Source organism: Pontibacter toksunensis (assembly GCF_042686245.1).
Classification (GTDB): Bacteria; Bacteroidota; Bacteroidia; order Cytophagales; family Hymenobacteraceae; genus Pontibacter; species Pontibacter toksunensis.
In genome coordinates, this window is record NZ_JBHUOX010000015.1 from 150731 (window position 1) to 163963 (window position 13233).

General features: G+C 50.0%; 7 protein-coding genes. 6 read left to right on the forward strand and 1 reads right to left on the reverse strand.

Going from position 1 to position 13233, the window contains the following annotated elements; translation table 11 throughout:
• Positions 1–5: 5 nt before the first annotated feature.
• Both ACFS7Z_RS18505 and ACFS7Z_RS18510 read left to right on the forward strand, forming a co-directional pair.
• Positions 6–2960 (forward strand): glycosyl hydrolase 115 family protein, encoded by a 2955-nt coding sequence (locus tag ACFS7Z_RS18505; protein ID WP_377487717.1) that lies wholly within the window; start codon positions 6–8, stop codon positions 2958–2960.
• A 248-nt stretch (positions 2961–3208) separates the two neighbouring features.
• On the forward strand, positions 3209–4954 hold the full coding sequence (locus ACFS7Z_RS18510; RefSeq protein WP_377487719.1) for a glycoside hydrolase family 43 protein: 1746 nt from the start codon (positions 3209–3211) through the stop codon (positions 4952–4954).
• Positions 4955–5557: 603 nt separating this feature from the next.
• Here the strand turns inward: ACFS7Z_RS18510 and ACFS7Z_RS18515 are convergent.
• A complete protein-coding gene (locus tag ACFS7Z_RS18515; RefSeq protein ID WP_377487721.1) occupies positions 5558–7513 on the reverse strand; it encodes a cytochrome-c peroxidase in 1956 nt (651 codons plus the stop codon).
• 293 nt (positions 7514–7806) lie between these two features.
• On the opposite strand from ACFS7Z_RS18515, the gene ACFS7Z_RS18520 reads away from it, so the two are divergent.
• The 4 genes from ACFS7Z_RS18520 to ACFS7Z_RS18535 form a co-directional block, all read left to right on the forward strand.
• The gene (locus ACFS7Z_RS18520; RefSeq protein ID WP_377487723.1) at positions 7807–9471 is read left to right on the forward strand and encodes an alkaline phosphatase PhoX; all 1665 of its coding nucleotides are present in this window, start codon (positions 7807–7809) and stop codon (positions 9469–9471) included.
• A 190-nt stretch (positions 9472–9661) separates the two neighbouring features.
• Complete coding sequence (locus ACFS7Z_RS18525; RefSeq protein WP_377487725.1) at positions 9662–10603, forward strand: leucine-rich repeat domain-containing protein; 942 nt, start codon at positions 9662–9664, stop codon at positions 10601–10603.
• Between the two features lie 329 nt (positions 10604–10932).
• A complete protein-coding gene (gene dnaK, locus ACFS7Z_RS18530; protein ID WP_377487727.1) occupies positions 10933–12876 on the forward strand; it encodes a molecular chaperone DnaK in 1944 nt (647 codons plus the stop codon).
• Between the two features lie 130 nt (positions 12877–13006).
• On the forward strand, positions 13007–13233 hold a 227-nt coding region (locus tag ACFS7Z_RS18535), incomplete at its 3' end, for a transposase-like zinc-binding domain-containing protein (RefSeq protein WP_449301461.1).

The window sequence follows — 13233 nt, forward strand, 5'->3', positions numbered from 1 at the left end:
ATATTATGACAATAGCATACCCCTTTTACCGCTCGCAAAACCAGCGAGGCAAAGCAACAGCAGACTGGTGGCGTAAGCCTCTTTGCCTGGTGCTGCTGTTCTTCTTTACTTTGGCTGGTCCACAGGCAGCTTTCGCTACCGATGTCCCTCCTTCTTACATTGCCACAGAAAAAGGTTTGAACCGCTTTGCGCTTTCAGCCGGTGGTAAGTCTGCGCCTATCTATGTTAGCGCTGATGATTATCCTGGCGTTGCCCGGGTAGCAAAGCACCTGCAGGCAGACATCATGCAGGTAACGAATGCAGAACCTCAACTCACAGTAGGAAAGAAGGCCCCAAAGGCGAAGGAAATTGTGCTGGTAGGAACGCTGGGGAAAAGCCCTCTCATCGACAAGCTCGTGCGTGACAGGAAATTGGACGTAGCCGGTATAGCCGGCCGTTGGGAAGCCTCCCTGATTCAGGTAGTGGAAAAGCCGATGCGCGGGGTAGACAGGGCCCTGGTGATTGCAGGCAGCGACAAGCGCGGCACCATCTACGGCATGTATGATTTGTCAGACGAGATAGGGGTTTCGCCCTGGTATTGGTGGGCAGATGTGCCGGTAAAGAAAAAGCAGAATGTATATGTATTGCCGGGCCGCCACACGCAGGGAGAGCCGACTATTAAATACCGGGGCTTCTTTATTAATGACGAAGCGCCGGCGCTATCCGGATGGTCTAAGGAGAAGTTTGGTGGATTCAACCATAAATTCTATGATAAAGTATTTGAGCTGCTGCTGCGCATGAAAGGCAACTACCTCTGGCCAGCCATGTGGGGAAATGCCATCTATGACGATGATTCCCTAAGTGCCCCTCTGGCAGACGAGTATGGCGTGGTGCTCGGCACCTCACACCATGAGCCTTTAACACGCGCCCATGATGAGTGGAGACGCTATGGCAAAGGGGCCTGGAACTACAACACGAACAAAGAAAACCTGCAGGCGTTCTGGCGGAAAGGCATGGAGCGCATGGGCACCAAGGAAAGCATCGTGACCATAGGCATGCGCGGTGACGGCGACGAGCCGATGTCTGAAAGCAGTAACATTGCCCTGCTGGAGCAGATTGTAGCCGACCAGCGCCAAATCATAGCCGATGTAACCGGAAAACCAGCATCTGAAACGCCCCAGATATGGGCGCTTTACAAAGAGGTGCAGGACTACTACGACAAAGGCATGCGCGTGCCGGATGATGTGACCCTGCTGCTGGCAGACGACAACTGGGGCAATATCAGGAAGCTACCGAAGCCGGGCGAAAAGCAGCATTCCGGTGGCTACGGCATTTACTACCACTTTGATTATGTAGGCGGCCCGAGAAACTACAAATGGCTGAACACAAACCCGATTCCAAGGGTATGGGAGCAGATGCACATGGCGCACAAGTACGGCGCCGACCGCATCTGGATTGTAAACGTGGGCGACATCAAGCCGGTGGAGTTCCCGCTGGAGTTCTTCCTCGACTATGCCTGGAACCCGGATAAGTGGCCGGCAGAGCGTCTGCAGGAATATACCATACAATGGGCAGAGGAGCAGTTTGGAAGCCAGTACGCCCAACCTATTGCGGAAATCCTGGCTAAGTATTCCAAGTTTAATGGCCGCCGTAAGCCTGAACTGATATCCCAAGAAACGTACAGCCTGACGAACTACCGTGAAGCGGAGCGCGTGGTGGAGGAGTACAATCAACTGGTAGAGAAAGCAGAGCAAATTTATGAGAAGCTACCTTCCGAGTATAAAGACGCCTATTATCAGCTGGTGCTTTTCCCGGTAAAAGCCTCTGCTAACCTCAACGAACTGCACATTACCACAGGCAAGAACTACCTCTATGCCAAACAAAACCGTGCCGCCGCCAACGACATAGCCGCTAAGGTGCGTGAGCTGTTCGAGAAAGACCAGGAGCTGATGAAGTACTATAATGAGGAACTAGCAGGTGGCAAGTGGAGCCACATGATGGACCAGACACACATCAGCTATACCTATTGGCAGCAACCGGAGAAAGACGTGATGCCAACTGTAAAGCTTGTGAATGTGGCATCCGGAGCCAAAATGGGCGTGGCCGTAGAAGGCTCTAATACCTGGTGGCCACTGGAGAAGCAGCAGGCAGAACTGCCTGCATTCACGCCTTTCGGCCAGCAAACGCATTACATCGAGCTGTTTAATCAGGGCAAGGAGCCTTTCACGTATAAAGTGCAGACGGGTGCACCGTGGCTGAATATTTCCTCCGTGCAAGGCACTGTAGAAAAAGAGCAACGGCTGCTGGTAAGCGTAGACTGGCAGAAAGCGCCAACAGGCTTTCATCGCGTTCCAATCACGATTTCCGGGCCAAACAATACAACGGTAAAAGTACAGGCTGTCGTGAATAACCCTGCTGATTTGAAGCCGGGCATGGTAAAAGGTTTTGTGGAAAGCAACGGCTATGTGTCCATGGAAGCAGAACATTATACCCGTGCCGTAGATGGCGGTACCATCGAGTGGCAGCTTATCCCGGACCTGGGTAAGACGATGTCAGCGATGACACCTTTTCCTGTAACAGCCGAAACCCAAAAGCCAGGCGGTGACAGCCCGCGCCTGGAGTACCGTATGCACCTACTAAACACAGGTGAGGTGAAGGTATATGCCTACTTGTCTCCTACCCTTAACTTCAACGCCTCCGACGGCTTAAAATTCGCCGTGTCCATTGATGATGCGGAGCCGCAAATCATCAACATGCACAAGGAAAACTCGGAAGGTGCCTGGAATAAGTGGGTAGCCGATAACATTAACATCCAGACATCCACCCATAAAGTGGACAAACCAGGAGAGCATGTGCTTAAGTTCTGGATGGTAGACCCGGGTGTGGTGCTGCAAAAGATAGTGGTAGATACAGGCGGTCTAAAGCCATCCTACCTGGGACCACCGGAAAGCTATTATCAGCCTGAAAAGGCAAATCAATAAATTTATTGAAGCATCTATATCCTACTAATATGGAGTGTAGGTGTTGAAACTGAACCCACTCCTGTCTCTCTACTCCTGCAGGAATTCCCCTCCTCGGAGGGGGTAGGGGTGGGTTTTTAGCAGCAGGAGTTCTTCTACGTTTATATCAGCTTTTCCTTCTGCCGACCTGGTACTTGTTGGTAAAAACACCAACAAGGGCAAAACAGATTATTTGTTAAAACTCTTGTGGCATCTAATTATTTTAAAATATGAACCTACGAACTAACATACTTCAAAAAGCCTTATTATTGGTTTGCTGCCTTTTTTATCTGTGCAACTCACCTGCTTTTGCGCAGAACGGGGATACTTTCCAGAACCCTATCCTGCCAGGCTTTTACCCTGACCCCAGCATTACGCGTGTAGGAGACGACTACTACATGATTCACTCCTCCTTTTCCTTCTTTCCGGGTGTGCCTATTTTCCATAGCAAAGACCTAGTAAACTGGACCCAGATAGGCAACATTCTGGACCGGCCTGAGCAACTGGACCTAGATGGCCTGGGCGCAAGCAGAGGAATATTTGCCCCTGCTATCTCCCACCATGACGGCACCTTCTACATGATTTCCACCCTCATAGACAACGGTGGAAATTTTGTGGTGACAGCCACCGACCCGGCTGGTCCATGGTCTAACCCCACCTGGCTTCGGGAGGTCAGCGGCATTGACCCTTCCATCTTCTTTGATGAGGACGGAAAAGCATACATCACATACAACAGCGAGGCGCCCGATAACAAGCCGCTCTACGATGGCCACCGCACCATCCGCATCATTGAATTCGACTACAAGAACATGAAAACAGTGGGCTCTCCGAAGATCCTGGTGAACGGTGGTGTGGACATTTCGAAAAAACCAGTCTGGATTGAAGGGCCGCACATTTATAAGAAGGACGGCTATTATTACCTCATGGCGGCAGAAGGCGGCACCAGCGTGAACCATTCTGAAGTGATTTTGAGGAGCAGAGATGTGATGGGGGAATACGTGCCGTACGAGAACAACCCCATCCTCACGCAGCGACATTTACCGAACGACAGAAAGAATCCTATATCTGCCACAGGCCATGCCGACTTGGTGGAAACACAAAACGGCGAGTGGTGGGCTATCTTTTTAGCCACTCGCCCCTACGACAAAGAAGACCACTACAACATAGGCCGCGAAACTTTTCTGGCGCCTGTAACCTGGAAAGATGGTTGGCCAATCATCAATGCTGATTTCGAGGAGGTACAATATTCCTACAAGCGCCCAAACTTGCCAGCAGCAGAAAAGCCTAAGTTTCCGTTGAGCGGCAACTTCGTGCAACAGGAAGATTTCAAGGAGGGAAAATTACCCTTCTATTGGCTGCTCCTACGCACGCCCCGCGCCCAATGGTACAGCCTGAGTGAGCCTGCCGGAAGCCTCACCCTGAACCTGCAGTCGGCCACCTTATCAGATAAAAAGAACCTTTCCTTTGTTGCCAGAAGACAGCAGCATGTTACGGGCAGTGCCAGTACCAAAATTAGCTTTAAACCGACATCGGCCAATGAGTTTGCAGGAATAGCCGCTTTCCAGAGCGAGAACAACTACTATGCACTAGGCAAAACCATGTCTAACGGCAAAGAAGTAGTACAGCTGCTAAAGTCAGAAAAACCAGCAGGTGGCTCTGCAAATGGCACCACCACCGTACTGGCAGAGAAAGTACTCAGCAGAAGTGAAAGAGGCAAACCGCTTTACCTGAAAACGGAATTTGACAAAGGCAATATCAGCTTTTATTATAGCACCAAAGAAGGTGACTGGAAACTACTGCAGGACAACGTGGACGGCACCTTCTTAAGTACGCGCGTATCCGGCGGCTTCGTGGGTACCACACTGGGTATGTACGCCACCTCACAGGGTAAACCTTCGAAAAGCAAAGCGACTTTCGACTGGTTCAAATATGAGGGGAAGGATCCTATTTACGACACATTGTCAACTAAGAAGTAAGTAGTACAAGGACCATGGAAGGGCTCAGTATTCAGCTGAGCCCTTCTGCTTTACATGCACCGTGAATAGAGGCAGTATTGATACAATGCTTTGCTGGTTCGTGCGCAATACAATTTCGTATAGCTGCAGCATGATTCCCCTCCTCGGAGGGGCTAGGGGTGGGTTAAACCTGTATACAAAATACAATATAACTTCATGCACAGCATTCAGTTGGTAAAAGTATAATACTTCTCCTAAATTTCCTTGCTAAGCTGCCGTAGCATAACCTTATCCAGCGACTCATAGCCAACCTTTTACATCTTACCTGTCTTTGCTCTCTAGGCCGAGAGGCCTCGTCTTTGGGCATCGCTCTGCTCAGGCTGCCTCACTGCGTTCGGCACCGCAACATTTACAAGGCGCCCAATCCAAAGACTGGAAACAGTTTCACTTCGTGCTGACTAATTTTAGCTGTATTCTACCAACTATGGAAAAGCCCTGAACACCTACAGATGCAGGCTCCCCTCCTTGGACAAGGAGGGGCAGGGGTGGTTGGACCCGGTACTTCAGAATAGGCTAGGCTCTATTAGAGAATTATATTAATATTAGTCAGCTTATATCTTCCCCTCAATAACGGCCACCAACAGGCCTACCGTTCAAACCAGTATTCTTTGAAAACCTTGGGAGCCGCTTAGGAACCTCAAAAACAGTAGCTGTATCGGTCAAAGACTCCATAAAGGCGATGAGGTCCTGCTTTTCCTGCGTTGTCAGTTTGAGCGGACTATCGGGCAAGGTCTGGTTCGGAACGTCCAGTCCAAGGCCGGCTCCGCCGCCTGCATCATAGAAATCTACCACTTCTGCTAAGCTTGTAAAAGCGCCGTTGTGCATGTAAGGTGCTGTAAGGGCTGCGTTCCGTACAGTAGGTGTTTTGAAGGAGTGCTTCCAAGCATCCGCCGGAATAATACCGGCACGTCCCAAGTCTTCGTCTAATTGAGGATGCGCGAAATCCGCTGAGGCTGTTACACCCAATACTTCTGTTTCGCTTTCCAGGTAGCGTGGTGGTACAGTGCCGTTGAAAGTGGGGGCAAAATGGCAGGTACCACAGGCAGCCTTTCCCATAAACAGGTTGTAGCCACGCTTCGCAGATGCACCCAATTGCTCTGTTTCACGGCGCATGTATTGGTCAAAGGGAGAGTTGAGTGCTACTAGACTTTGCACGTAGGCCGCAATGGCCCGGTTGATAGTGTTTGTGTTTAATCCGTTATCTGCAGGGCTGGAGAAAGCACGCTTAAAGAGTTTCCTATATTCCGGGCTCTGCTGTAGCTTCTGCACCACTTCCTCGTAGTTGCCATGCAGCTCATCTGATTTCACCACGACATCCGGCACCTGGTCCTGCAGGTATACGGCACGGCTGTCCCAGAAGTAGGCATTACTGAAAACGGAATTCAGCAGCGTGGGCGAGTTGCGCTGTACCGTTCCTTTAAAATCAAAGGCTATGCTGCGGGCCTGCCCGTCGGTAAAGGCTTTGGAAGGAACGTGGCAGCTAGCACAGGAACGCTCGTTGTTAGCCGACAGCACCGGGTCAAAGAAAAGCACTTTGCCCAGTTCTACCAGCTCGGGTTTCTGTTCTTTCCGGTCCTGCTTAGCAAAATAGGCCGCCTGCAGATAATCAGCACTGAAAAGGCTGCTTGCATGGTCATTTACTGGTTTGTGTACGGAAGCAGCTGTTGGTAGCAGTTCCTGCTGCAGCGCCGTTAGTGCCGCATACGCGGGGTCAGCCAGTTCTCTTGTAAAGTATAGCCTGTCGAAGGTACCAAATGTAGGATGCTGCTGCAGGTATAAAACAGCCTGCTGCAGGTGTTGTGCCGCTTTGCTGCTATAAGTCCTGGCCTTGCCACCTGTAGCACGCTCATACTGTTGCGCAGCAATCAATACCGGCTGCAGGGCCACGGCTGCATGGGCGATTTCTCTTCCGGCCGCAGGGGCGTCAAAACCTGTTATACCCATTGCCATTACCCGCACCAGTTGCTCACGCAGGCTCTCCAGGACTTGCTTGTCAGACAATGGCTGCTGGTACAGGGAGCCGGCCATGAGCGACACCGCATCCTGCAGGCCATGCGCCAACACCACTGCCTTCTTCGCCATACCTGGCTCTACTTCCTCCGCAAACAGCAGCTCTTCCAGTACCTGCAGCCCCTCCGGCGGAAATGTCCTGACACTGGGCTTCTGAAAGTGGAGCGTCTGGTAGTTTGCCTCCTCTACCAGTACTTTCGGCAGTGGCGCCCCATTGATTTTCTTAGCCAGTTCCGGGTCCAGGTACTCCGCCATGAACTCGACTCTTTTATAAGCCTGCTTCACTCTGTAAAATGCTTCCTGCGCCTGCTCAGGCGAAACCTGTTCCTGCGACAGTAACTCCAGCGTCTCCGCCAGTAGTTGCGACTGCTGCTTTAATGCAGCCATCTCTTCTACCAGGCTTTGCCTGACGGTGACGGCCACCTGATCCGTTCTTAAGGTCTCTGCTTTAAATGAAGTCAGCACAATACTTGCAAACAGACACATGCTCATCAGCAGTAACACGGGCATCAGTTTAACTTTATCAGTTGGTAAGCCTTTATATGCCATGGAGAGATAACAGAGTTAAGGATGATGACAAAGTAACCAGTCTGCTGTTACCTGTACTTTATGCAAGGGTTATCCTATGGTTAACAAAAGGTCCTGTTCTGTATACCTGTGTGTTTACGGGAGCAAACATAACAGCAGGGTAACACCAGCCCTGCATTCATAATGATTGGTTAAACATTCACTAACGCTAGAGTAAACTTAATGCAGTTGTTTTGGGCATTGGAAATTTTATCTCATAAACCAGTTAAACAACTATGAACAAGTTCTACAAAAGACTGCTCTTTGCTGCCATCTTCTCTGCTGCTGTTACGGCTGAGCAAGCAACTGCACAATCAGTAACCGCTGCAGGAAGCGGCTCACCAAACAAAAACAAGATTGGCAGTTTTACTTCCGTAAAGCCAGACGGGCAGTCTGAGACAATAACTTATCCTTCAGAAACGCACACTATTCAGCAGCTGGCCAAGACAGGTTTTACCACTTATACAGATGGTACCACCGGAACCATGCCAGGCAATAACGACTTCACAGCGTTTATCCCGGTGGCAGGCAGCAGCAAGAAAGGATATCTTTCCATTAACCACGAAACCACCCCTGGCGGCGTATCTATACTGGACCTGCTCCTGAATGAGGCAACGAACCTTTGGCAAGTAGAAGGAGTCAGAAAAGTTGATTTCTCTCCACTAGTACAGACAACAAGAAACTGTTCAGGTGGTATCACACCTTGGGGAACAGTGATTACAACAGAAGAATCTTTCAACTTGGGTGACGCTAACAACGATGGATACCAGGACGTAGGCTGGCAGGTAGAAATAGACCCGGTTACAGCTAAAATCCGTGACTATGACGGCGACGGGAAACCAGACAAGCTTTGGGCTATGGGCCGCAAGAACACTGAGAACATAGCCATAAGCACCGACAGGGTTACTACTTACCAGGCAGAAGATGGCGGTTCCAGCTGTGTGTATAAATTTGTAGCCAATGAACCGGAGAATCTTTCAGAAGGAACCTTATATGTACTGAAGCGCGATAGCGAAACAGCAACTACGGGTACATGGGTTGCAGTACCAAACAAAACTCAAGCTGACCGGAACAACACCCGGCACCTGGCTTCTGCGGTAGGTGGAACAAACTGGAGAAATCCGGAGGATGTCGAGTTTGGCCCAGACGGCAAAATGTACTTTACCTCTAAAGGGACAGGAACCATCTGGCGCTTTAAAGACGATGGTATGACGGTATCTGGAATTGAGGCATGGGTAACTCCGAACTTGTATGAGGTAAAGTATAACGGAGGTAGCCAGATGGAAAACTGGGGAACGGGTATCGATAACCTGACTTTTGATGGAGAAGGCAACCTGTGGGCGCTGCAGGATGGTGGCCGCAACAACCTATGGGTAGTACGCCCCGACCACACGCCGGAAAACCCAAAGCTGGAGCTGTTCATGACCACACCTTTTGGCTCTGAATCTACCGGCCTCACCTTCTCCCCTGACTTTAAGTATGGCTTCATTTCGATTCAGCACCCAAGCAGAGCCAACACCGCTACCTTTACAGATGCTGCAGGAAATGAAGTACAGTTTGACAGGGATGTAACGTTTGTTTTTGCACGCAAGCAGTTTCTGGGTAAGGAGAACCAACCTGCAGTTACTTCGGTCTCTGAGAACCTGATTGGAGTTTACCCTAACCCCTTCCAGGCCACTACTAAAGTAAAGGTAGAAGTTCCGAAGCAAGGCTACGTAAGCGTGGAAGTACTGGATATGCAAGGCAACAAGGTAGCAACTTTATTCAACGGCAACCTCAATGCCGGAGAGTATACCTATGACTTCAGCCCTTCTCCAACATCAGGCAGCACTATTTACCTAGTAAGAACGCAGGTGAACGACCAAAAGTCAACAACAAGAATCCTGCAGGTGAATCAATAGTTGAATGGAGCAAATGTTAAACACAGGCTATGGGTTCAGTACCCATAGCCTGTGTTTAACATTTGCTCCCACAAATACAGGCTTGGCAAATCACTTTATAAAAGTTGTTGCAAAAAATACACAGGATGAAGCCAGGGTTACTGGAGAAACATTTACTCCTATAGATCTTATCCTTTCATAACAAAAATCAATGCAGAAGACAGAGCGATTCATACTTACAGGACTTATACTTCTGGCCGCTTGGCAACCGCACAAAACCCATGCACAGGCAAAGTTGCTGCCTCCACAGGAGCTGGCCTCCGCAAAAGTATACTATGATGTTCCGGAGGCGCTGCGGCAGAAAGAAGAAGTATACCGCCTAAACATCCGGCAGCAAAGTTATTACAGCTTCCCGCCGGACCTTTGTGGGCTGGTGAACCTGCAGTTCATCAACGCCATGAAAAACAAAATCAGCTTTCTGGCCCCGGAGATAGGCAACCTGCAGCTGCTGCAGGAAATAAACTTCAGCGAAAACGAACTGACCGCGCTACCGGCTTCTTTTTATACCCTCAAGGCACTGCAGAACATAGACTTCAGCCACAACCATTTCACGGAACTGCCTGCGGGGTTTGCCAACCTGCGCCAGCTACAGGTGCTGCACCTCAACGAGAACAAAATCAGAACTCTGTCGCCGCAGGTGAGGCGCATGCGTTCGCTCCATACGTTAAACCTAAGCTACAACCACATGGAAACATTACCACCTGACATTGGGAAGGTCCGGAAGCTAAAGAATTTGTCACTGTCGCAGAACCAGTTGCGGGAGGTGCCTCCGGCGCTGTTTAACCTGAAGGAGCTGAAAATTCTGGCCCTGGACTTTAATCAGCTCACGTCACTGCCCGACCAGGTGGGCAAGGCAAATTCACTGCAAACGCTTTTGCTGGGGCACAACCTGCTAAAAAAAGTGCCGGAGGAACTAACACGGCTGGAGAACCTGGAACTGCTGGACCTGAGCTACAACCAGCTGACGCAAATGCCCGAAGCGATCGAAAAGCTGAAAAACCTGCAAACCTTGATATTAGTTGGAAATAAGATTCCGGAAACAGAAAAAGAGAGAATCCTGAAGGCCCTGCCTTCAGCCAGCATCATCTTCTAAAGTTTGAAAACAGACTGCAAAAGGCCCGGTTTACGCCGGGCCTTTTTGTTTGCCACCTCCCGATGCTGGCAAAGGCTCTCGCTTGCACCACTCCACACCTTGTTACCACCTTGTGGAGCAGCTAAATAGTATAGCACAGGAAATTCTGTCGGTCCTTAAGGTATGCACTTGGCATGATTCGGACAAAAGCGAAGACCATTGCACAGAAAGTGACAGATTGACAGAAACAAAGTACTATTTCCCCCTTGGCACAAGGGTTGTTATAAGAAAGACAACAGGAAAAATTTAATTCAGAAATAAGAATTTAGAAAATATAATAAAACTATAGAATGGGAAAGATAATTGGTATTGACTTAGGTACAACCAACTCCTGCGTTGCCGTAATGGAAGGTAACGAGCCGGTGGTTATTCCTAACAGCGAAGGCCGCAGAACAACTCCGTCTATCGTTGCTTTTTTAGACAACGGAAACGGCGAGCGTAAGGTAGGTGACCCTGCAAAACGCCAGGCAATCACGAACCCGCAAAACACTATTGCTTCTATCAAGCGCTTCATGGGCCACAGCTACAATGAGGTAAGCGAAGAGGCAAAACAGGTGTCTTACAAAGTAGTACAGGGCGGTAACAACACCGTGCGTGTGGAGATTGGAGACAGACAGTATACACCACAGGAGATTTCTGCCATGGTGCTTCAGAAGATGAAGGCTACTGCAGAAGATTACCTGGGTACCACTGTAACCGAGGCCGTTATTACGGTGCCTGCTTACTTTAACGATGCACAGCGCCAGGCCACGAAAGAGGCCGGCCAGATTGCGGGTCTTGAAGTGAAGCGAATCATTAACGAGCCAACAGCAGCAGCGCTTGCTTACGGACTAGACAAGAAAAGCATCGACCAGAAAATTGCCGTGTTCGACTTAGGTGGTGGTACTTTTGATATCTCCATACTTGAGTTAGGTGATGGTGTGTTTGAAGTACTTTCTACCAACGGTGACACACACCTTGGTGGTGATGACTTTGACCAGGTAATCATCAACTGGCTGGCTGATGAATTTAAGAAAGACGAAGGCCTTGACCTGCGCAAAGACCCTATGGCACTGCAGCGCCTGAAAGAAGCTGCAGAAAAAGCGAAGATTGAACTTTCATCTTCTAACGAGACAGAAATCAACCTGCCATACATTATGCCGGTAGACGGTGTGCCGAAACACCTGGTACGCAAGCTGACCCGCGCGAAGTTCGAGCAGCTGTCTGATGACTTGATCCGTCGCTCTATGGACCCTTGCAAGAAGGCACTCCAGGACGCTGGCCTGTCAACTTCTGATATCGACGAAGTGATTCTGGTAGGTGGTTCTACACGTATCCCGAAAGTACAGGAAGAAGTGGAGAAGTTCTTCGGCAAGAAGCCTTCTAAAGGTGTGAACCCGGATGAGGTAGTTGCCATTGGTGCTGCCATACAGGGTGGTGTATTAACCGGTGAAGTAAAAGACGTACTCCTGCTGGACGTAACGCCGCTTTCTCTGGGTATCGAAACAATGGGTGGCGTAATGACCAAATTGATTGAGTCTAACACAACCATTCCTACGAAGAAGTCTGAGACCTTCTCAACTGCTTCCGATAACCAGCCGTCTGTGGAGATTCACGTACTGCAGGGTGAGCGCCCAATGGCCCGCGACAACCGCACCATCGGCCGCTTCCACCTGGCAGATATACCGCCAGCGCCACGTGGTGTTCCTCAGATTGAAGTAACGTTTGATATCGATGCCAACGGTATCCTGCACGTAACGGCAAAGGATAAGGCGACTGGCAAAGAGCAGAAAATCCGCATTGAGGCTTCTTCTGGTCTGAGCGAGCAGGAAATTGAGAAGATGCGCCAGGAAGCAGAGGCCAACGCCGAAGCCGACAAGAAGGCGAAGGAGGAGATCGAGAAGCTGAACTCAGCCGACTCCATGATTTTCCAAACTGAAAAGCAGCTGAAGGAGTATGGCGACAAGCTGTCTGCTGGTAACAAGTCGAACATCGAGAATGCGTTAAGTGAACTGAAAACAGCACACGGTTCAAAAGACGTAGCCGGTATCGACAGAGCCCTGGAGAACCTGAACAATGCGTGGAGTGCAGCCTCTCAGGAGATGTATGCCGCTACGCAGGGTGGTGGACAGCCGGGTGGTGCCCCAGGCGGTGACAGCCAGGGCAACGGCCAGGCGGGTGGTCCGCAAGGTGCTGCTGCCAACGATGGTGGTGTAACCGATGTAGACTACGAAGAAGTAGACGGTAATAAGTAAACTATAATCTGATATTATAAAAAAGCCTCGCTGGTTTCAGCGGGGTTTTTTTTATGCTTAAATTTTTGGTTGTGGTCTTCAGTGTATGATTTGGGAATAAGTATGGCAGCAAGGGTGTTTGTTGGAAGTTATGTGCGAGATAACTATCCAGGTCAACTGCCCCTACTGCCACAGTATGAAGGTAGTCAAAAACGGTGTAAAGCGCACTGGCAGGCAGAATTTTCTGTGCCGTGCCTGCGGCAAGCAGTTCCAGTTTGAGTATGCCAGGGCCGGCTGCAGGCCTGCGGTTAAACAGCTGGTGCTGGGCATGCTGGTCAGAAACTCCGGCATCCGCGACATCGAAATGGTAACGGGCGT